Origin of the sequence: Mesorhizobium sp. YL-MeA3-2017, from assembly GCF_030814575.1 — a bacterium.
In the GTDB taxonomy this organism is placed as follows: Bacteria; Pseudomonadota; Alphaproteobacteria; order Rhizobiales; family Rhizobiaceae; genus Mesorhizobium; species Mesorhizobium terrae.
Window position 1 is genome coordinate 823,902 of the sequence record NZ_JAUSVH010000001.1, and the last position, 20,295, is coordinate 844,196.

16 protein-coding genes are annotated in these 20,295 nt (G+C 63.5%); 8 read left to right on the top strand and 8 right to left on the bottom strand.

The window, feature by feature from the left end; all coding sequences use genetic code 11:
* Window positions 1–177 precede the first annotated feature (177 nt).
* Entirely contained in the window at window positions 178–1,917 is a 1,740-nt protein-coding gene (locus tag QFZ88_RS03860; RefSeq protein WP_024926807.1) for a hypothetical protein, read from the top strand.
* 143 nt (window positions 1,918–2,060) lie between these two features.
* Here QFZ88_RS03860 and QFZ88_RS03865 read toward each other — a convergent pair whose 3' ends face one another.
* The 7 genes from QFZ88_RS03865 to QFZ88_RS03895 all read right to left on the bottom strand — a co-directional run bounded on the left by QFZ88_RS03865 (window position 2,061) and on the right by QFZ88_RS03895 (window position 11,245).
* Window positions 2,061–3,518 (bottom strand): aspartate aminotransferase family protein, encoded by a 1,458-nt coding sequence (locus QFZ88_RS03865; RefSeq protein WP_373426367.1) that lies wholly within the window; start codon window positions 3,516–3,518, stop codon window positions 2,061–2,063.
* 70 nt (window positions 3,519–3,588) lie between these two features.
* A complete protein-coding gene (locus tag QFZ88_RS03870; RefSeq protein ID WP_024926805.1) occupies window positions 3,589–4,596 on the bottom strand; it encodes an NAD-dependent epimerase/dehydratase family protein in 1,008 nt (335 codons plus the stop codon).
* Window positions 4,593–5,051 (bottom strand): EamA family transporter, encoded by a 459-nt coding sequence (locus QFZ88_RS03875; protein WP_024926804.1) that lies wholly within the window; start codon window positions 5,049–5,051, stop codon window positions 4,593–4,595. Before QFZ88_RS03875 ends, QFZ88_RS03870 begins: the two co-directional genes overlap by 4 nt.
* Before the next feature lie 120 nt (window positions 5,052–5,171).
* Window positions 5,172–6,521: an FAD-binding oxidoreductase gene (locus QFZ88_RS03880; protein ID WP_036254707.1), complete on the bottom strand. Its 1,350-nt coding sequence runs from the start codon at window positions 6,519–6,521 to the stop codon at window positions 5,172–5,174.
* A gap of 2 nt (window positions 6,522–6,523) precedes the next feature.
* The gene (locus QFZ88_RS03885; RefSeq protein WP_024926802.1) at window positions 6,524–7,963 is read right to left on the bottom strand and encodes a UbiA family prenyltransferase; all 1,440 of its coding nucleotides are present in this window, start codon (window positions 7,961–7,963) and stop codon (window positions 6,524–6,526) included.
* 208 nt (window positions 7,964–8,171) lie between these two features.
* A complete protein-coding gene (locus QFZ88_RS03890; RefSeq protein WP_024926801.1) occupies window positions 8,172–8,435 on the bottom strand; it encodes a hypothetical protein in 264 nt (87 codons plus the stop codon).
* Window positions 8,436–8,575: 140 nt separating this feature from the next.
* Window positions 8,576–11,245, bottom strand: coding sequence for a mechanosensitive ion channel family protein (locus QFZ88_RS03895; protein ID WP_024926800.1), 2,670 nt, complete (start codon window positions 11,243–11,245; stop codon window positions 8,576–8,578).
* A 213-nt stretch (window positions 11,246–11,458) separates the two neighbouring features.
* On the opposite strand from QFZ88_RS03895, the gene QFZ88_RS03900 reads away from it, so the two are divergent.
* The 6 genes from QFZ88_RS03900 to QFZ88_RS03925 all read left to right on the top strand — a co-directional run bounded on the left by QFZ88_RS03900 (window position 11,459) and on the right by QFZ88_RS03925 (window position 18,624).
* Window positions 11,459–12,718, top strand: coding sequence for a sarcosine oxidase subunit beta family protein (locus QFZ88_RS03900; RefSeq protein WP_024926799.1), 1,260 nt, complete (start codon window positions 11,459–11,461; stop codon window positions 12,716–12,718).
* 18 nt (window positions 12,719–12,736) lie between these two features.
* Window positions 12,737–13,039, top strand: coding sequence for a sarcosine oxidase subunit delta family protein (locus QFZ88_RS03905; protein ID WP_024926798.1), 303 nt, complete (start codon window positions 12,737–12,739; stop codon window positions 13,037–13,039).
* Window positions 13,036–16,029, top strand: a complete 2,994-nt coding sequence (locus tag QFZ88_RS03910) for a sarcosine oxidase subunit alpha family protein (protein ID WP_024926797.1) — start codon at window positions 13,036–13,038, stop codon at window positions 16,027–16,029. The genes QFZ88_RS03905 and QFZ88_RS03910 overlap by 4 nt, the downstream gene beginning before the upstream one ends.
* Window positions 16,022–16,609: a sarcosine oxidase subunit gamma family protein gene (soxG, locus tag QFZ88_RS03915; RefSeq protein ID WP_024926796.1), complete on the top strand. Its 588-nt coding sequence runs from the start codon at window positions 16,022–16,024 to the stop codon at window positions 16,607–16,609. Before QFZ88_RS03910 ends, soxG begins: the two co-directional genes overlap by 8 nt.
* Before the next feature lie 26 nt (window positions 16,610–16,635).
* Entirely contained in the window at window positions 16,636–17,022 is a 387-nt protein-coding gene (locus QFZ88_RS03920; RefSeq protein ID WP_024926795.1) for a RidA family protein, read from the top strand.
* Window positions 17,023–17,181: 159 nt separating this feature from the next.
* On the top strand, window positions 17,182–18,624 hold the full coding sequence (locus tag QFZ88_RS03925) for an MFS transporter (protein ID WP_024926794.1): 1,443 nt from the start codon (window positions 17,182–17,184) through the stop codon (window positions 18,622–18,624).
* Between the two features lie 103 nt (window positions 18,625–18,727).
* On the opposite strand, the gene QFZ88_RS03930 is transcribed toward QFZ88_RS03925, so the two are convergent.
* Window positions 18,728–19,438 (bottom strand): nitroreductase, encoded by a 711-nt coding sequence (locus tag QFZ88_RS03930; RefSeq protein WP_024926793.1) that lies wholly within the window; start codon window positions 19,436–19,438, stop codon window positions 18,728–18,730.
* 188 nt (window positions 19,439–19,626) lie between these two features.
* Here QFZ88_RS03930 and QFZ88_RS03935 point away from each other — a divergent pair, with 188 nt between their 5' ends.
* A complete protein-coding gene (locus QFZ88_RS03935) occupies window positions 19,627–20,214 on the top strand; it encodes a helix-turn-helix domain-containing protein (protein WP_051504891.1) in 588 nt (195 codons plus the stop codon).
* Window positions 20,215–20,295: the final 81 nt, after the last annotated feature.

The window sequence follows — 20,295 nt, forward strand, 5'->3', positions numbered from 1 at the left end:
TAGGGCGGCGCCGGTCGATTGCAGCCTGTTTGCGACATTGCAAAAAAGCCGCGCGACGCCACCGCGCCAGTCCTTTTGGCTCCGCCGGCCGGGCCGGTTTAACGCTTGTTTTCGATTTTTCTTATAGACAGGCCGAATGAACCGGAATTCCTTCCCGGAGCGCCGCGGATACTGGAGATGAGCGTGGCCTTCGAACAGTCCTCCAAGACAAGCCCCCGGCCTTTCCTGTCGGTACTGACCGCGCCCGTCACCTTGCTGGTGCTGGCCCTGCTCGTCGTCCTCGTCTTACTTGCCCTGCCGGTCCACCTGCCGATCGGCCCGATGTATTGGGACGTCTTCATCTACTATGACGCCGCCAACCGCATCTTCGACGGCCAGGTACCGGTCCTCGACTTCTTCGTGCCGGTCGGCCCGCTCGGCTACTACCTGTTCGCCGGTTGGGTAGCGCTGTTTCCGGAAGGCCATCCCGTGTTTCTCGCGCACTGGTCGCTGCTTGCCATCACCGCGCCGGCGATGGCGGCCATCGTGTGGCATGTCGACAGGAGCTCGCGTTTCACCGCGTTCGCCTTGCTGATCCCCTTCCTGATCTTCGCGATTTTGCCCTTCAACACGCGCGAAATGTACACCTATCCGGGTTCCGACGGTTTCGGCATCTATAACCGCCAAGCTTGCCAGATGCTCTATGTACTGGTGGCGGCCTTCACCTTCGTGCGCGACAGGCGGCTTCTGGTCGGCCTGATCGCTGTCTGCATGGGCTCGCTGTTCTTTCTGAAGATCACCGGTTTTCTCGCGGCGGGCATGATCTGCGCCTACGCGCTCGTCGCTGGGCGTATCGCGCTACGCGATGCGCTGATCGCCGCGGTCGCCTTCATGGCGATCATCGCCGGGATGGAGGTGTCGTCGGGCCTCGTCGGTCGCTACATCCACGACATCCTGATCCTGATCGGCTTGAACAGCGGCTCGCTGCTGCCCCGCATTCTGCAAGCCTCTTCCTTGAGCTTCGGCATCGTCGGCTCCGCCGGAATACTGGTGTTCGTGCTGTTGTGGTCGGAATGGCGCAAGACCGCGTCCCAAGCCGTCGAGGGGACATCGGTTCTGGCCCGCGACAGCCTGTGGCTGGCAGTGGTGCTGATCGCCGGCATCCTCTACGAAACGCAGAACACCGGCAGCCAGGCCTTCATCTTCCTTTGGCCCGTGCTGCTCGCCATTCTCATGAAGACCCGAGGAATCGTCGAGCGGCCGGTTCTGGTGCTGACCATCACCTCGTTGGTCGCCGCCGCGGCTTTGCCGCCAGTGGTGCGCATCATCGAGCGCGCCGCGCGCACCTATCTCGGCGCGATCAAGAACGTGCCACTGGCCGAACGCAACCTGAAGAGCCTGGGTGCCGTCAACATGCGGCCCGACATAGAGGCGCGGACGGACCATATGCTCCATTTCTATCCCGAGCATCGTAAACTTTACGAAGATCTCGCCGGCATCTACGAACTGCCGACGCCCCTGCTCTACTCCGACTTCGACTTCCAGATCGGCTATCTGAGCGCTGTCGACACGGCGATCAGTTCGATCCGCGACATCGAAACCAAGGCCGGCATCCGTTTCGACACCATCATGTCGCTGAACTTCGTCAATCCGTTTCCCTGGCTGATGCAACGCTCCGCGCCGCTGCACGTGGCGATCGGCGCTGATCCGGGCCGCGCCGTGCCGCCGCCCGGTTTGGAGGAGGAACAGGCGGTCGCGGATACGGACCTGGTACTGTTGCCGACCTGCCCACCGACGGCGAACAACAGCATCCTCTACACGCTCTACATACCGGCGCTCACCAATCATCGCCGCATCAAGCTCGACGCCTGTTACGACGCTTTCATCCACCCGAAATTCGACACGGCGCTCGGACCCCGAAACGCCCCGGCCAGCTGACCTGCGGCGAAGCGTCTGTCGCATCCAGACCGGCTTTCGGTTTCCGGGATAAGCAGCGCACCTGCGTCGTTGGCGCCGCGACAAAGAAAAAGGCCGGGATCACTCCCGGCCTTTCACATTTCCCAACCTCCGTCGGACTGCGATCAGCGCATCTGGCTCTTCACGAAATCCTTCACGATGGCCACGATGCCGCGCGACAGAAGACTGTCGAAGGCCTCGATGAAACGGTCCACATGCTCGCACTGGCAGATCAGCGGCGGCTCGAGGCGGATGACATTGCGATTGTATTCGGTGAAGGCGACCAGCACGTCGTAATCGCGCAACAGTAGCGCGCCGACAAACCCAGACAGCGAACCCTTGAGCTTGTCGTCCAGCACGCTGACCACCGGGCGTAACACCATCGGCAAGGTCTGCGAGAAATCGTGGAACTCCAGGCCGACCATGAAGCCCTTGCCGCGCACATCCTTGATGATCTTCGGATACTTTTCCCGCAGCGCGGTGAGCCGCTCAAGAAGGTAGGCGCCGGTGTTGGCCGCGTTGTCGATCAGCCCTTCATCGTAGAGCACGTTGATGCCTTCGATGGCGGTCACGCAGGCCTCGCCCATGCCGCCAAAGGTGGCCATGGCGTGGATCATCGCCGTCTTCGGCGTGCCATAGGCCTTCATGTAGACGTCGCGTTTGGCGATCATGGCGCCGACCGCCGCCTTGCCCGCGCCGAGCGACTTCGCCAGCGCCGTCACATCGGGCACCACGCCATGGTGCTCGAAAGCATAGAAACGGCCGGAGCGGCCATAACCGCACTGCACTTCGTCGGCCACCCACAGCACGCCATACTGATCGCAGAGAGCTCTGAGCTTCTGCCAGTATTCAGTCGGCGCCTGGATAATGCCGCCGCCGCCCTGGATGGTCTCCAGCACGATGACGCCGATCTCCGGATCGGAGCGGAACAGCCGCTCGACGGCATCGATATCGCCGAACGGCACGCGAACCGTGTTGTCGACCACCTTGAAGTCGGCCCGGTAGAGCGACCCGTCGGTGATGGCCAAAACGCCCTTGGTCTTGCCGTGGAAGGAGTTCTCCGCATAGACGACCTTCGGCCGCTTCGGGCCGGCGGCGCGCTCGGCGAGCTTCACCGCCGCCTCCATCGCCTCCGAACCGGACGAGCCGAGGAAGACCATGTCGAGATCGCCCGGCGAACAGGCAGCGATGTTGTGGGCAAGGGCCGCTGCATATTGCGACATGAAGGCGATGGCGATCTCCTGCCGCTTCTCCTCCTGGAACTTCTTGCGCGCCTCGAGGATGCGCGGATGGTTGTGCCCAAAGGCCAGCGAGCCGAACCCGCCAAAGAAGTCGAGGATCTTGCGGCCGTTCTGGTCGACATAGAACATGCCTTCGGCGCGCTCGATCTTCACCTTGTGGAAGCCGAGCAGCTTCATGAAATGCAGCTGGCCGGGGTTGAGGTGTGCCTTGAACAGGTCGGTGATGCGGGCGACGTCCAGCGCCTTTGCCTGCTCGACGCTGATCAGCTCCGGCTTGCGCCTGGTGTTGCCAAGCGGCGCGGCTGCAACGGCGCGGGCATTATCCTGTTCTGGCTTGGTCATGACAGTCATCTCGAAATCCCCCTTGTCGGTGCCTGCCCGGCCGGTTGCGGCCAGGTCTTGCGGGCCAAATTCACTCGGCGGGCGCGTGTTTCACCGCCGTCGCGGCAGCGCCCTTCTTGGCCCGGTATTCGCGGTAGGCGGCGATCAGCATGTCCTCGTCGCGATATTGCGGCACCCAGCCGAGCTGGCGCTCGCCCTTGGACACGTCGAGCACGCAATCCTCATCGGCGATGAGATATTGCTCGGGATCCATGATCGGCATGTTGAGACGGTCGAGCAGGTCGAGCGTGCGTTTCACCGCCCAGCCAGGCGTCGGCAGCAGGATCGACTTCGACCCGGCATGGCGGATCAGGTCGCCCAGCAGCTTGCGCACCGGCGGCGGCTTGAGCGAACCGAGATTATAGGCCTCGTTGGGCACGCCAGCCTTCCAGGCCAGCCGTGCGGCTTCGGCACAATCGAACACCGAAATGAACTGGTATGGATTGCGGCCCGAGCCGATCATCGGCACCGGCAGGTTCCAGTCGATCAGCTTGAACAGTTTTTCCAGGATGCCGAGACGGCCGGGACCGATGATAAGGCGGGGCCGGAACAGCGAAATCGACATGCCGCGCTTGCGCCATTCGGCGGCAAGCTGCTCGGTCTCCCATTTCGACATGCCGTATTCGCCAAGCGGCGCGACCGGATGTTCCTCGGTCATCGGCTGGGTGACCGTGTGGCCATAGATCATGTCGGTGGTGAAATGCACGAGCTTTGGCGCACCGGCCTTGTCCATCGCCTCGATGATGTTGACGGTGCCGTGATAGTTCACCGGATAGAAGAAGTCGTGGCGTTTGGCGCGCACCTGGATCGGCGACAGCATCTTGGCCGAGAGATTGTAGACCATGTCGTCGGCCTTGATGCCGAGCGCGGCCACCGAGGCCGGGTCGGTCACGTCGCATTGGACATGGCGCACGGCGCGATAGTGCGGCAGGTCGCTCTTGACGATGTCCGCGACAACGACCTCTTCACCATCGGCGACAAGCTTGGGAGCAAGGTGGCGGCCGACGAAGCCGTCGCCGCCGATAATCACATGTCTCATCGAACGGTCCCGCTGATCTTGTCGGTGGAAAGGGAGGTGGTCTGGGTGGCCTTGCCGCCCTCGCCCGGCTCATGCCCCTGATCAGCCCCGCCGCTCTGGGCGATCAGCACGGTGCCGACGCAGATGAAGGCGATGCCGGCGATGCGCCAGGCGTTCAGGTCTTCCCGGAACACGAAATAGGCGAACACCGCGACCACGACATAGGCAAGGCTGAGAAACGGATAGGCGAAAGAGAGCTCGACTTTGGACAGCACATAGAGATGCGACGCCATCGAGATGACGAAGGTGCACAGGCCCAGGAACACCCAGGGGCTGAAGACAATCTGCAAAAGCTTGATGATCGGGTTGACGCCCTCGAATGAAATCGGCCCGAGCGACATCATGCCTTGCTTCAGCATGAGCTGCGCGGCGGCGTTGGTCATCACCGTGAATAATATGAAAGCAATGTATTTCATTTCACCCCCAATACCCGTCACCCGTCTAAGATAAAGCCGAAAAGAATTCGTGAAACGGCACCAGTAATTTTAGGCAAGTCTAATTTTATCTTTGTTTACCGACGACAGATCGGAATTCTGTCATTCCGCTGCTTCGGCCAGACCGCCGCGCTGCGGGCCGAGCCGGTATGCGGTGCGGGCCCAGAAACTCGACAGGAAGGCAGGATCGCGCACGGTTTCGAGCCGCCGCCAGTCCGGGAAAGACGCGGCGAAGGTTTCGGCGCTCATGCGCGCATCCTTGTATGGGTTGACCGCGCCGCCGGCCGCGACTGTGATGCGGTCGAGTTCGGCAAGCAGCGCCAATGTCTTGCCGCCCCGGTTAGGAAAATCGAGCGTCAGCGTGTAGCCAGGGCGCGGGAAGGACAGGATACCGGGCGAACGGATCGCGCCGAAACGCTTCAACACGGTCAGGAACGAGCCCTGCCCGGCCCGATGCGCCGCAGCAAGCAGCGCGGGTACGGCCTCTCGCGCGGCTTCGTCGGGGATGACGCTCTGATGCTGGAACAGACCCGCCGGGCCGTAGAGCCGGTTCCAGTCGCGCACGCCATCAAGCGGGAAGAAAAAGCCCTGATAACCGACCATATGCGGGCCGGAAGCCCTGCCCTTCTTCCAGCGGTAGGCGGCATTGAAAGCCTTCAGGAAAGGCCGGTTGAGCACGGTAAGCGGCGGCTGGAACGGCACGGAGAGCCGGCCGCCCGGCTTCTGCGCCGCATGCGAGCCGTGATCGGCATGGTTGCCGGCAAATAGCAGGCCACGGCCGAGATTGCGGCCGCCGGCAAGCTGGTCGATCCAGGCCACCGCATATTCGTTGGCCGCGTCGGCAGCCTCGGCAAGATCGAAATATTCCGCAAGGTTGCGGAACGGCGTCACCGTCTCGGTCACATCCAGCGACGGCACCCGCATCAGGCGGATCGATGCCGAGAGGATCAGCCCGGTCAACCCCATGCCGCCGATCGTCGCCCAGAACAGGCGCGTGTTCTGGGTTTCCGAGCAGGTATGGACGCGACCATCCGAACGCAGCAGCGCGAAGGATTCGACATGGCAGCCGAAGGTGCCGCGCCGATGATGATTCTTGCCATGCACATCGTTCGCGATGGCGCCACCCAGCGTGACGAACTGCGTGCCGGGCACCACAGGCGGGAAGAACCCGAATGGCGCCGCATAGGCGATGATGTCGGCCAGCATAACGCCCGCATCGGCCTCCAGCAGGCCGTTCTCGGCGTTGAAGGAACGGATCTTGCCCATCGGCCGCATATCGACCACCGTACCGGCGGCATTCTGGCAGCTGTCGCCATAGGAGCGACCATTGCCATAGGCGAGCAGCGAATCCGGCCGCGCCGTCCCACCTTTCAGAAGCGCGATGGCCTCCGAGGCAGTGATGGCCTTTACGGCCGGCGGGATCACCCGCCCAAAGCTTTGAAAACGGTTCATGCTCAATTCGGCCAAGCTCCGGCAACCAGCAGCGCAGCTCCGATCAGGACGACGACCTGGCTTCGCCAGTCACCCATGATGAAGACGACCGGATCGTCATGCATCTCGCCGCGGCGAGCGAGGATCCAGATGCGCATTGTCAGATAAAGAACGATCGGCGGCAGAGGCCAAATCATCCAAGGATGCGGATATAGCTCACGCATCTCGACACTGTCCATGTAGAGCGCCAGCACCAGCGCGGAGGAAAACGCCGAAGCAAGACCTGCCTGGGCGATGATGTCGTGATCCTCGGCACGATAGCCACGGCCGGCGATGCGCTCGCCCGGCGGCGGCGGCGCCGTACGCAGTTCGACGAAACGCTTCACCAGTGCCAGCGACAGAAAGAAGAAGATCGAAAATGCCAGCAGCCAGAACGAAACCTCGACACCGGTTGCCGCGGCACCGGCCAGCACGCGCACTGTATAAAGTCCGGCCAGCGTCAGAACGTCGATCAAAAGCATGCGCTTCAGGCTCAACGAATAGGCCAGCGTAATGATCATGTAGCCGACCAGGACAAAGGCGAACGCGACAGGCAGGAACAGGGCGGCGACGACACCGATGGTCACCAGAACGGCGATCGAAGCGAGGCCAAAGGGGATCGACAGCGTTCCGGCGGCAAACGGCCGTTTGCGCTTGGTGGAATGGCGACGGTCGAGCGCCAGATCGAAGAAGTCGTTGACTATGTAGATGGCGGAGGCGACCGCGCTGAACGCGATGAATGCGATGGCGGTCTGCCACAGCATGATCGGGTTGAAGTACTCCGCCGACAGCATCATCGGCACCGCGATCAGCCCGTTCTTGGCCCATTGATGCACACGCAGCATCTTGAGAACAGTCTTCAACGACCGCTCGGGGCCTCGCACCAGTTCGCCGCCATTTCTGGCCTGCCAGCGCGTCGCCGCGCGATCTGGTGCAACCACGATGGCGAGGCGCGCGGCATCGAAGACCTCGAGGTCATGGCGGCTGTTGCCGGCATAGTCGAAGCCGCCATCGCCATAGATCGCGACAAGCGCGGCACGTTTCCTGGCGGAGGTGAGATTGTCGACACCGTCGGTGGCGATGACCTTGTCGAAAATGCCGAGATGCGCAGCGATCGCTTCGGCGAACTTGCGCGGCGTGCCGGTTGCCAGCACCAGCTTGCGCCCGTCCGAGCGTTCGGCGTGCAGCCTGGACAGTAGCGGCTCGCGATAAGGCAGGCTGGCTGGGTCGATATCGACGCGGCTGGCGATTTCCTGCTTCAGCCTGGCAGGCCCGCTGGCGAGCCAGATCGGCACAAGGAAGAGATAGAGCGGGTTCTTCTTGAGAAGGATGAACAACCCCTCCCACAAGAGATCGGTCGCCAGCAGCGTGCCGTCGAGATCGACAGCAAGTGGCACTGCGTTCCTGTCAGACCGCGCATCCATGAAAGTGTTGCCCCGCCTACCCCATGACCGCCTGTTCGCGGTCCCGGATCGGATATAGTGGCGGGACACATTACCGGACGCTGAAAAAACCGCGAAAACAAGCGCCCACCACGCTGTTTTGCCAGTCATCGTTAAATGGAGCTTACCACAAAAAATAAAAGGCCGGACAGATGTCCGGCCTTGGTTCTCGACGGCAGTTCGTTCGCGGTTACTTCACCGTCGCGGCGCCGCCGGAAATCACGATCGTCTCCGAGCCGGTCAGCGCTTCCAGGTCGCCATTCGGCAAGGTGACGAAGCAGCCGTTCGGGCAGAACTGGACGGTCTCGCCGCCGGCGAGCGTCAACTCGCTCCGGCCACCGCCTTCCGTGACCACCAGCGTGCGGGTCTCGGCGTCCTTGTTGACCGCGCTCGCGGTATGGCCAACCCCGCTCGCGGCGAAAAGAGCTGCAGCGGCGATGAGGGACTTCCACATTGCAATTCCGGTGTTTCCACCGCCTCTGTTGCGTTACGCGAGACGTTTCAAGCCTTCGCGGAAAAGCTTATAGGACAAACAAGCTGAACCGCAACTGAATGCCTCATTCATGCCGCAATTGGCTTTGGAGAGGCGGAAAACTAGTTCGGATCGGGCCTGCGCGGCTTGCGCCGGCCTTTCGTGCGGTTGCGTTCCGCTTCCGCTTTCACCGCTTCCTTTTCAGCGTGCAACGCCTCGGTCTTGTCGTCGTCGACCGGCCACGGTTCGTGGTGGATATGGGGTTGTGCCTGCCGCGGAGCCGACGGAATCTCGATGCCTTCGCGGGTGAACGCCTCGATGACGGCGAAGCGGATATCGTTTTGCGCGCTGCCACCATTCATGATGTCGGCGAGGAAGATGCGGATTTCGAAGTCCAGCGCATTCGGACCGAAATTGACGAATTGCACGAACGGCTCCGGGTTCTTCAGCACCAGAGGATGGCCGCGCGCGATCTCCAGCAATATCTCGTGGACGCGGCGCACATCCGAGCCATAGGCGACACCGACCTTGATCTCGACGCGACCGAGCTTGTTGCGATGGGTCCAGTTGCCGACTGCGCTGTTGATGAGGTTGGAATTCGGCAGGATCACCGACTGGCGCTGGAAGGTCTCGATCTCGGTGGCGCGCACGCTGATCTTCTTGACCGTACCGCTGACATCGCCAGCGACAATCCAGTCGCCGACCTTGAACGGACGCTCGGCAAGGAGGATGAGGCCCGACACGAAATTGGAGACGACGTTCTGCAGGCCGAAACCAAGGCCGAGCGAGAGACCGCCGGCGATCAGCGCCAGGTTCGACAGATCTATCCCGGCGGCCGAGACACCGATCAGCGCCGCCAGCGCCATGCCGGCATAACCGACGATAAGGCGGATCGAATTGCGCACGCCGGTGTCGACACGCCCTCGCGCCATGACCGAATCGTCGAGCCACGCCTGGAACCAGCGTGTCACGAAATAACCGACGACGAAGACGACAATGCCGGTAAGGATGCCGGTGAATGAAATCGTTACCGAGCCGATTTTGACCCCGGTGGCCAGTCTGTAGGCCCAGGCCTGGATGTCACCTGGCTGGAAGCCCCACAACAACAGGATCAGCGGCAGGAACACCAGCACGATCAAGAGGTTGATGGCGATGCTGGTGGCGAGCCCGAACTGGTCGAGCGTGCCGTCTTCCAGATTGGTTTGGGCGGCAAACCAGCGGCCGACCGAGGATTCGGCGAAACCGCCCTCCGCGCCGATGGCCCGGGCCGACAGGAAGCCGATATAGGCGGTGATCAGGATCGTGCCGGTGACAACGATCTGGATCGACAGGAAGATCGCAAGGCCGATGAAGCCGAGCAGCGCGGCGATGATGGTGAACAGGCCAAGCGCATAGGCAAGATACCGGAGCCATACCGGCCACGGTCGCCATTCGCCGGTGTGAGTGCGGAAGGGCCGCACCAGCCCCATCAGGATCAGGATCAACCCGATGATGATCGTGGCGATGAAGCTGCGCCCGACCGTTAGCGACAGTGGCGAACCCATCTGCTCGTTGACGACGGAGAGGAAACTGTTGATGCCAAGCACCACCGCCATGGCCGTCGAAAGGCGAACCAGCCAGCGGGCCGGACCGGACTCCACCGGAATCAGCCGCCACTTGGGCATGCGCGGCGACAGCGCCGCATTGGTCAGCCGGTTGACGCAGAATGCCACGCCGATAGCCGACATCAGCGCGCGCAGGAACACGCCGATGTCGCCGCGCAGCACGCCATAGTAGTCGAAGAAGAAATAGGTCGAGAAGAAGAAGACGCCGAGTGCCAATGTCGGCAGAAGGGTCGACCAGAACGCCAGCGAGAGCCTGGAAAGATAGGAGGGCTCCTCGATGTTCGAATTGAACTCGAACACCCGTCCGTACAGACGCCGCCCGCCAATCAGCAACACGGCCGCCGCCACCAGCGCCATGATCGTCGCCACCAAGGCCGCCTGATACTTGAACTTCAGGACAAAGCCGAACCAGGACGACACGGCTGCGTAGAGATTGGTGAATTCGGAATTGGCGTCCGAAACCAGTTCGCTGCTGACCACCTTGTCCAGCGCGTAACGCTTGGTCAGAAGATTGCGGAACAGCTTCGAACGCAGCGTCGAGATGTTGTCGACCATCGTCGTGATGCGCAACGAAAGCGTCTGCGCGCCCGCGATCACCGCATTGATCTCGGCCTTTTCGTTGTTCAGCGCCTTGCGCTCATTGGCAACGATTTCCGGCTCGGCCGGCTGGCCCTGCGCCGGCGGCGGGCCCAACTGGTCAAGCTTGCTGCCGATCTCGGTGAGACGCGGGCGAAACACGGTCGCCGTATTCAGCGCCTGTCGGGCGAGGTCTTCGAGTTGCAGGCGGATGTCGACAAGCGCGCCATCGTCGTCGGAATTCTGCTCGATCTGCTTGGCGAGACCATCGGTCTTGGTCACCAGCGACTTCAACGCCTTCTGCTGCTCGACGACCAGACCGCCCGGCGGCGGCGCGGGTGCAGCCTGAGCTGGAGCGGCAGGCGCCGCCTGGGCAGGCGTTGCCGGGCCCGGCTGCGATGCGGGGGCCGCCTGCGCCGGCTGGACATTCGCGGCCGGCGGTGTGGCCTGTTGTGTCACCGGCTGCTGCTGAGCGGGGGCCGCTTGCGGGGCCGGCACAGCCTTGGGCGGGCTATCGTTCAGCGCCGGAATCTCGGCCTGCGCCAACGCGGCGACCGATGTCGCGACGGTCAGGAAGACAATCAGGAAAAGGCGTACGAATCGAAAAAGCATAAGTCGGCAACCCGCGAAGCAGCGTTCAAGGCTGCGAAATCTCGCCCTTGATAGAGACGGCAATGGGGCGGGGCAAGCATGACCGGCATTTCAACCGGAGTCGGCCAGTCGAAAAGCCATGGCGCAATCTTGGCTTTGGCCGTGCGCCCTGCTCTATAGTCTACTGCAAAATAGGGTGCCCGAATCCGCGCGCGGTTTGGGGGTGGAGTTGGTATGGCGGAATATTCGGCTTTCTCGCTGCTGCGCAATGCGCTGTCTGGCAACAAGGACTGGAAGCCGGCCTGGCGCAAGCCGGAACCCAAGGCCTCTTATGATGTCATTATCATCGGCGGCGGCGGCCACGGCCTGTCGACAGCCTACTATCTGGCCAAGGAACACGGCATCACCAACGTCGCCGTGGTCGAAAAAGGCTATCTCGGCTCCGGCAATGTCGGGCGTAACACCACGGCCGTGCGCTCCAACTACCTGCTGCCGCAGAACACGCGTTTCTACGAACATTCGATGAAGCTGTGGGAGAACCTCTCCCACGACCTCAACTACAACGTCATGTTCTCGCAGCGCGGCGTGCTCAACCTTGCCCATACGCCAGCGCAGTTCGACGACCTCGCCCGCAAGGGCAACGCCATGCGCCATCTCGACGTCGATGCCGAACTGATGTCGGTGGCCGAGATCAAGCGGCTGATGCCAGCGATCGACATATCGGCAAACGCCCGCTTCCCCATCGTCGGCGGCCTGATGCAGCCGCGCGCCGGCACCGCCCGCCATGACGCGGTCGCCTGGGGTTATGCGCGCGGCGCCGACCGGCGCGGTGTCGATATCCTCGAGAACTGTGAAGTCACTGGTTTCCTGCGCGACGGCGACCGCATCACCGGTGTTGTCACCACGCGCGGCGAAATCCGCGCCAAGAAAGTCGCGGTCACAGCCGCCGGCAGCACCGGCCGCGTCATGCAGCTGGCCGGCATCGACAGGCTGCCGATCGAAAGCCATGTGCTGCAGGCCTTTGTCTCCGAATCGCTCAAGCCGTTCATCGATACGGTCGTCACCTTCGGCATGGGCCATTTCTACATGGGCCAGTCCGACAAGGGCGGCCTGATTTATGGCGGCGACCTCGACGGCTACAATTCCTACGCCCAGCGCGGCAACCTGCCGATCGTCGAAGAGGTGATGTCGGAAATGCTGGCGCTGTTCCCGAGCCTCGCCAGCGCGCGCATGCTGCGCTCCTGGGCCGGCGTCTGCGACATGTCGATGGACGGTACGCCGATCATCACCACGGGGCCCCTGCCAGGCATGTATCTCAACTGCGGCTGGTGTTACGGCGGCTTCAAGGCCACGCCTGCGTCCGGCTTCTGCTTCGCCCACACCATCGCACGCGACGAACCGCACGAACTCAACGCCGCCTTCACCCTCGACCGCTTCCATCGCGGCATTCTCATCGACGAGAAGGGTCAAGGCGCCACGCCGCGACTGCATTAGAGGCCGCCAGGAAAAACCATGCTTCTCACTTGCCCCTATTGCGGCCCGCGCGACGTGTCCGAATTCACCTATCAAGGCGATGGCAACCGCCAGCGCCCCGCCCCCAATTCGCAGGACATGCAGGCCTGGAATGAATATGTCTACGACCGGCTGAACCCGGCCGGCGACCACAACGAGATATGGCAGCATTCCGGCGGCTGCCGCAGCCATATCCGCGTGGTGCGCAACACGCTGACCCATAATGTCTCCAGCGCCGTGCCGGTGCGTGGCGACGCCCATCATCGTTCGACCGAACGGCGCAAGTCGGGAGCCAAGGCATGAGCCCGCGCCGCACCACGGCCGGCGGCCAGATCGACAGGCTGAAAACCGTCCGCTTCACCTTCGATGGGGCCCCCTTTACCGGCCATGCCGGCGACACACTGGCCTCGGCCCTGCTCGCCAACGGCGTCTCGCTGATGGGGCGGTCCTTCAAATACCACCGGCCGCGCGGTGTGCTGAGTGCCGGCGTGGACGAGCCGAACGCGCTGGTGACCGTGCTGCGCGGAGCCGCGCGCGAACCCAACATTCCGGCGACCGCCATCGAGATCCATGACGGCCTGCGCGCCGAAAGCCAGAACCGCTTCCCGTCGCTCAATTGGGATGTCGGCGCGCTCAACCAGCTGGCCGGCAAGGTGCTCGGCGCCGGCTTCTACTACAAGACCTTCATGGGTCCGGTGGTCGGGCCGCTGAAGGGCACCCGCTTCTGGATGTTCTGCGAGCATTTCATTCGCCGCGCCGCTGGCCTCGGCCGCGCCGGCACGGTCGCCGACGACACCCGCTACGAACGCATGAACGCCTTCTGCGACGTGCTGGTGGTCGGTTCCGGCCCCGCCGGCCTGATGGCCGCCAAGGCGGCCGCCGACCGTGGCGCGCGTGTCATTCTGGCCGAACTCGATCCCCGCTTCGGCGGTTCCGCCAACTGGTCCGGGGAGACAATCGACGGCACCCGCGCTGCCGACTGGGCCAACGACATTGTGAACGGCCTCAAGGGCCGCAACAATGTGCGACTGCTGCCGCGCACCACCGTCTGGGGTTATTACGACGGCAATACCATGGCCGCGCTGGAACGCGTGTCCGACCACAAGGAAACGGCGGCGCGCGGTGAGCCGCGTCACCGCCATTGGACCATCCGGGCCAAGTCGGTCGTTCTGGCGACCGGCGCGCTGGAGCGGCCGCTGGTCTTCCCAGGCAACGACCGGCCGGGCGTCATGCTGGCCAGTGCGGCACAGCGCTACGCCAATCAGTTCGGCGTGTTGCCGGGCGAAAAGATAGCGCTATTCACCAACAACGACACGGCCTACGCGGCCGCTGCCGCGCTCGGCAAGGCCGGCGCGAACGTGACCGCGATCATCGACGTGCGCTCCGGCATTTCGGACGAGGCACGCGGGCTGGCCGCTTCTTGCGGCGCGGAAGTGCTGGCCGGGCACGCGGTCGTCGCCACCGAAGGCGGGCGCGCGCTGACCGACATCAAGATCCAGCGCTTCGACCAGGCAAGCGGTACGGTGACCGGCGATGCGCGCAGCATCCATGTCGACGGCCTGCTGATGTCCGGCGGCTGGTCGCCCGTTCTCCATCTCGCCAGCCAGGCCGGCGCGAAACCCGAATGGGATGACAGGCTGCAAGCCTTCCTGCCGCCCAAGCCGACACAGAACTGGGCAGGCGCCGGCGCTTGTACCGGCCGCTTCGCGACGGCGGAAGCGATTGTCGAAGGCCATCTGACCGGTCTTGCCGCCGCGGGCGCGGCGGCATCGGCCATCGAGGTACCGGCCGTCGAGCCGTCGTCCGTCGCTCCGCAGCCGGCGCCGGTTTTCGAGATCAAGGCCGAGGGCAAGAGCTTCGTTGACTTCCAGCATGACGTGACCGCCGATGACGTGCGCCTGGCGCATCGCGAAGGCTTCATCTCGGTCGAGCACCTCAAGCGCTACACCACGCTCGGCATGGCGACCGACCAGGGCAAGAGTTCGAACGTGCCGGGCCTCGCCATCATGGCCGAGACACTGGGCAAACCGATCCCGGAAGTCGGCACGACGCGCTTCCGTCCGCCTTACACCGCGGTCTCGATCGGTTCGCTGGCGGCCGAGCGATATGGCGACCTGAGGCCCGAGCGGCTGACGCCGATGCACGACTGGCACCTCGCCCACGGCGCGACCATGTATTCCGCCGGCCTCTGGTTCCGGCCGATGATCTATGGTCTGGCCGGCGAGACGGTCGAACAGGCCTATGTGCGCGAGGCCAAGGCCGTGCGCGAAACGGCCGGCATCGTCGATGTCTCGACGCTGGGCAAGATCGCCGTCCAGGGACCGGACGCCGCCGAGCTCCTCGACCGGGTCTACACCAACATCTTTTCTACTCTGCCGGTCGGCAAGGCCCGCTACGGGCTGATGCTGCGTGATGATGGTGTCGCCTTCGACGACGGCACCACCTGGCGCCTCGGCGACGACAATTTCCTGATGACCACCACCACGGCCAATGCCGGCAAGGTGATGCAGCATCTGGAATATTTCCTCGACGTGGTCTGGCCGGATCTTAAGGTCACCGTCACCTCCGTCACCGACGAATGGGCGGGCGCGGCGATCGGCGGACCAAAGGCGCGCGACATTCTCGCCGCCTGCGTCAAGGGTACGGCGGTGGACAACGCCGCCCTGCCCTTCATGGGCATCGTCCATGGCGAGATCGCCGATGTTCCGGTGATGATCTGCCGCCTCTCCTTCTCCGGCGAGATGGCCTTCGAGGTCTATTGCGGCGCCGGCCACGGCACTCACGTCTGGGAAGCGCTGATCGAGGCCGGCAAGCCTTTCGGCCTCGTCTCCTACGGGCTCGAGGCACTGGGCACGCTGCGCATCGAAAAAGGCCATGTCACCGGTGCCGAGATCGACGGCCGCACCACCGCACGCGACCTGCATCTCGGCTGGATGCTGTCGAAGAAGAAACCCTTCATCGGCTCCGCCACGATGGAACGCGAGGGTCTGGTTGCCGCCGACAGGCTGCAGCTTGTCGGCATCGTCGCGCTAGACAACCGACCGCTCAATGGCGGCGGCCACATCGTGGAAGCACTGGACGAAAACAACCCGCACGGCTCGATCGGCCATATCACCGCCTGCTGTTACGCACCGGCGCTCGGCAAATACATCGCCCTGGCGCTCGTCCAGGGCGGCAAGAGCCGCCATGGCATGCGCGCCTTCGTCTCCGACCCGCTGCGCAAGCGGTTCGGACCGGTCGAGATCGTCAGCCACCACTTCTTCGACCCGGAAGGGAGCCGCATGCATGGTTGAGCGCCTTTCACCGCTGGAACCGGCCTATCGACTGGGTTCGCACGGCCGTTTCGAGGATGGCGTCGGCGTCATCCTTTCCGAGACGCGGCCGGGCTCCATCGTGCAGATAGCCGCCTGGCCGGGCGAGGAACGGCAAGCCATCGCCGCCATCCGCAAGGTGACCGGCCTCGCCTTGCCGGATGGCGCCGGCGGCGGTGTCGTCAACGGCGCCAAGGCGGTCTTCGGCTTTGCGCCGGGCAAATTTACCGTGGTTGACGAGGAAGAAGGCCTCGCCGCCGCTTTCGCCAAGGCGATGACCCCGGCGATCGGCACCGTGACCGATCTGTCGCATGGCCGCACCGCCATCCGCATCGAAGGCCCCGAGGCCGAATGGGTGCTGGCAAAATTCTTCGCGCTCGATTTCGCCTTGCCAGCCTTCCCGGTCGGCGCGGCGCGCTCGACCACCCATCACGACATCTTCGCCCAGATCCAGCGGACTGGCGGCGACAGGTTCGACCTCTATGTCTTCCGCTCCTTCGCGCGCTCCTTCTGGAAAGCGCTCGGCCATGCGGCCGAGGAAGTCGGTTACGAGGTAGCCTGAACCGACCGTCGAAGGGGAGGCACGTGATGGAATTCATCAATTCACCGGCCGCCAAGGCCGCCAGGCTGCCTTTCAGCCAGGCCGTGCGCGTCGGCGACGTGCTTTATCTGTCGGGCGCGCTCGGCAATGTGCCGGGCAAGCTGGAACTGGTGCCGGGCGGTATCGAGGCCGAAACACGCCAGACGATGGCGAACATCGAGACCGTGCTCAAGGAAAACGGCCTCACCTTCGCCGACATCTTCAAATGCACGGTCATGCTGGCCGACATGTCGCAATGGGCTGCCTTCAACCGGGTCTATCTCGAATATTTCGACCCGGACAGGCTTCCGGCGCGCTCGGCCTTCGGTGCCAACGGTCTCGCGCTCGGCGCTCGGCTCGAACTTGAATGCATGGCCCATATGCCGCGGCGATAGCCTTAAAACCGCCTCGGACGACCCTAAACTGGCCTTACGAAGAGCCGGTCCTGCTGCTTGAGGCAAATGGGGGCTGGCTCGATAGTCGCCCGAGAGAATCGATGGTTTCGGCCGCCGTCGATTGACTGAAAACGGCCGATACGTCGACTTCTTTTACCCATGGATGCACAGCCTTCCGCGACCGCAACCGGCCGCGTCGCCCCACCGGACAGCGTCTCGTCGCTCATTCCGGTCACTGTTGCCTGTGGCGTCTTCATGACCAGCCTCGACCAGAATGTCGTGGTCACCGCCCTTCCCGGTATTGGCGAAACGCTGGCCCGGCCGCCAAGCCAGCTCGGCCTTCTGGTCACCGCCTATGTCGCCAGTCTGATCATCATGATGCCGGTGGGGGCATGGGCGGCCGACCGCTTTGGGCTGCGCAATGCCTATTGCTTCGCCCTCGTCATTTTTGGCGTGGCCTCCGCGCTGTGCGGCATCGCCAACGAAATGTGGACGCTGGTCGGCGCGCGCGCCTTGCAGGGTTTTGGCGGCGCGCTGATGGGTACGCTCGGCCAGATCGTCGTGCTGCAGAGCTTTCCGCGCAACCGCACGCTGAAGATCAACATGTATATCTCGCTGGCCGGTCAGTCGGGGCCCTTGGTCGGACCGCTCGTCGGCGGCGCGCTCACCACCTACATTTCCTGGCGCTGGATCTTCTTCATCAACGTGCCACTGGCGCTCGCCGCGCTGGTGCTGGCGGCTGCCTTGTTCCCGGCATCCCGGAAACCGATCCGAACGCCATTCGATTTCCCCGGCTTCATGCTGGTGGGAGCCGGCATGGTGCTTCTGGTGCTCGGCATGGATTCGCTTGCCGCCAAGGATATGGCGGCCGGTCTGATCGCCGGGCAAGTCCTGCTCGCCGTCGCACTGCTCGGCCTCGCCATCTTCTATCTGCTGCGGGCGCGCAACCCGGTACTCGACCTGAGACTGCTGCGCATCCGCACCTTCCGCATCTCGTTCCTCACCGGTGGCGGCCTCGACACGATCGGCCTGAGCTCGGTCGTGTTCCTCCTGCCGCTGATGTTCCAGCTCGGCTTCGGCATGAGCGCGGTGCAGGCCGGTTCCCTGACCTTCATCGCTGCCGTCGGCTCGCTGCTGACCCGCTTCGTCATGCCGGCCGTGTTGAAGCGTTTCGGCTTCCGCCGCGTGCTGGTCTTCAACACGCCGATCGTGGCGGCACTGGTCGCCGGCTTCGCGCTGATCCAGGTCACGACGCCAGTGTGGATCGTGCTCGCCTATATCTTCATCTTCGGCGTGTTCCGCTCGGCGCAATGGGCATCGACCGGCAATCTCTCCTATGCCGACATCGAGCCCGAACAGCTCGCCCGTTTCAGCGCGCTCTATTACATCCTGTGGCAGCTTGCCGTGGCAATCAGCGTCGGCGCGGCCGCCGCCTTGCTGTCATTGCTGGCCGGCAGCGAAGGCCACGCCTCGGTGAATGATTTCCGCGTGCTTTTCGTCATCGAAGGCCTGGTGACACTGTGCGCCCTGCTCGCCTACCGCCATCTGACGCCGAAAGACGGCGCCCATGTCAGCGGGCATGGGTCGGTGAGTAATGAGTAGGCAGTCGGCAGTCGGCAGTCGGCAGTCGGAAAATCTCAGAACTTAGACAGTGCAAGAACTGTCGCCGAAACACACAGCTGCCGACTGCCTATTGCCGACTGCCTCACTCCACGAACTTCACCCACTCCTCGAGCGGGGCGCGGTCGGTGCGGAAGGTGCTTTCGGGCTTGGACGTGTCCTCATGACCAAGCGCCATGCCGCAGACGACGATCTCCTCCTCGGAGATGTCGAGCACCGGCCGGATCTGCCGGTGGTAAGGCGCGAAGGCCGCCTGCGGGCAGGTGTGCAATCCCCTCGCCCGCGCTGCGATCATGATGTTCTCCAGGAACATGCCGTAGTCGATCCAGGAACCCTGGTTCAACCGCCGGTCGATGGTGAAGATCATGCCGACCGGCGCGTCGAAGAAGACGAAGTTGCGGTCGTGCTGGGCGCGCATCTTGTCGACCTCGCGCCGACCGATGCCGAGCACACCATAGAGGCCGAAGCCGTTGGCGCGGCGTCGCGTCAGGTAAGGCTCGAAGAACTGGTCGGGATAATAGCGATATTCGTCCCATTCCGCCTTTTCGGCGCGAATGCCTGAATTGAGGATCGCGTCGCTCAGCCGCTGCTTCACGTCGCCCTTGGCGACATAGACCTTCCACGGCTGCATATTGGTGCCTGAGGGCGCGCGCGAGGCCACCGACAGGATGTCGCGGACGACCGCATCGTCGACAGGGTCGGGCAGGAAAGCGCGCACGGACCGGCGCGAAACGATCGCCTCGTCCACGAGCGCGGTTTCGTCCAACTTCGGGGTTCTGCTTTCCGGTGCCAGCATGGCAATCTCTTCGACGCAGGATTTCGGCGGCGCGTCCCCCAATTCCACGCCGCTTGTTTGCGGTGCCTTTGCATGAACCGCAAAAATACCGCAAGCAATTTTGTCTGGACCATGAGATCACCCTTGATCTTTTCACGGGCTTGGCATCACATGAAATTCTGCTTGATTTTTTCACGGACCCGCAAGACGTGACCGAACCCGCTGCCCAATCCGACGCGCAAACCGGCGAGCGTTTCCTCGCGGCCGACATCCGCGCGCTGCGCAAGACGCGAGGTCTGACCCTGACCGAGATCGCCCTGAAACTCGGCCGCTCGGTCGGTTGGGTCAGCCAGGTTGAGCGCGGCCTTTCGGTTCCTTCGCTCGGCGATCTGCGCGCCATGGCGGACCTGTTCGACGTGCCGCTCAGCCTGTTCTTCAGCCATGACGTGCCGGAAGAGAACGAACGCGGCGTGGTCGTGCGCGCCGGACGTCGCCGTTCGCTCGGTACCAGCGATTCGGGATTGGTGGAAGAGCTGCTGTCGCCCGATCTCGGCGGCAGTTTCGAGATGCTGCGTTCGGAATTCGCGCCTGGCGCGGAATTGAAGAAGGCCGCGCTCAGGCCGACCGAGGAAGCCGGCTACGTGGTGGCCGGCACATTCGAGATCGAGATTGACGGCACCTGGCACAGGCTTGGCGAAGGCGACAGTTTCCGCTTTGCCGGCAAGCCGTTCCGCTGGAAGAACCCCGGAACGGTACCTGCCGTGGTGATCTGGGTCGTTTCGCCGCCGGTCTACTAGAGCGCCGCGCGTCCATTCGGACGCGCAAAGGACGCTCTAGCACTTTGTAGTTGCGCATCGTGCTTACCGAAAATCGATTCC

Excerpts from the sequence above, each read along its gene's own strand:
- QFZ88_RS03920 (WP_024926795.1), top strand. The coding sequence starts at position 16,636 with ATGGAATTCATCAATTCACCGGCCGCCAAGGCCGCCAGGCTGCCTTTC.
- QFZ88_RS03890 (WP_024926801.1), bottom strand. The coding sequence starts at position 8,435 with ATGTGGAAGTCCCTCATCGCCGCTGCAGCTCTTTTCGCCGCGAGCGGG.
- QFZ88_RS03870 (WP_024926805.1), bottom strand. The coding sequence starts at position 4,596 with ATGAGACATGTGATTATCGGCGGCGACGGCTTCGTCGGCCGCCACCTT.
- QFZ88_RS03875 (WP_024926804.1), bottom strand. The coding sequence starts at position 5,051 with ATGAAATACATTGCTTTCATATTATTCACGGTGATGACCAACGCCGCC.
- QFZ88_RS03910 (WP_024926797.1), top strand. The coding sequence starts at position 13,036 with ATGAGCCCGCGCCGCACCACGGCCGGCGGCCAGATCGACAGGCTGAAA.
- QFZ88_RS03930 (WP_024926793.1), bottom strand. The coding sequence starts at position 19,438 with ATGCTGGCACCGGAAAGCAGAACCCCGAAGTTGGACGAAACCGCGCTC.
- QFZ88_RS03900 (WP_024926799.1), top strand. The coding sequence starts at position 11,459 with ATGGCGGAATATTCGGCTTTCTCGCTGCTGCGCAATGCGCTGTCTGGC.
- soxG (WP_024926796.1), top strand. The coding sequence starts at position 16,022 with ATGGTTGAGCGCCTTTCACCGCTGGAACCGGCCTATCGACTGGGTTCG.
- QFZ88_RS03895 (WP_024926800.1), bottom strand. The coding sequence starts at position 11,245 with ATGCTTTTTCGATTCGTACGCCTTTTCCTGATTGTCTTCCTGACCGTC.
- QFZ88_RS03885 (WP_024926802.1), bottom strand. The coding sequence starts at position 7,963 with ATGGATGCGCGGTCTGACAGGAACGCAGTGCCACTTGCTGTCGATCTC.
- QFZ88_RS03860 (WP_024926807.1), top strand. The coding sequence starts at position 178 with ATGAGCGTGGCCTTCGAACAGTCCTCCAAGACAAGCCCCCGGCCTTTC.
- QFZ88_RS03865 (WP_373426367.1), bottom strand. The coding sequence starts at position 3,518 with ATGACCAAGCCAGAACAGGATAATGCCCGCGCCGTTGCAGCCGCGCCG.
- QFZ88_RS03925 (WP_024926794.1), top strand. The coding sequence starts at position 17,182 with ATGGATGCACAGCCTTCCGCGACCGCAACCGGCCGCGTCGCCCCACCG.
- QFZ88_RS03905 (WP_024926798.1), top strand. The coding sequence starts at position 12,737 with ATGCTTCTCACTTGCCCCTATTGCGGCCCGCGCGACGTGTCCGAATTC.
- QFZ88_RS03880 (WP_036254707.1), bottom strand. The coding sequence starts at position 6,521 with ATGAACCGTTTTCAAAGCTTTGGGCGGGTGATCCCGCCGGCCGTAAAG.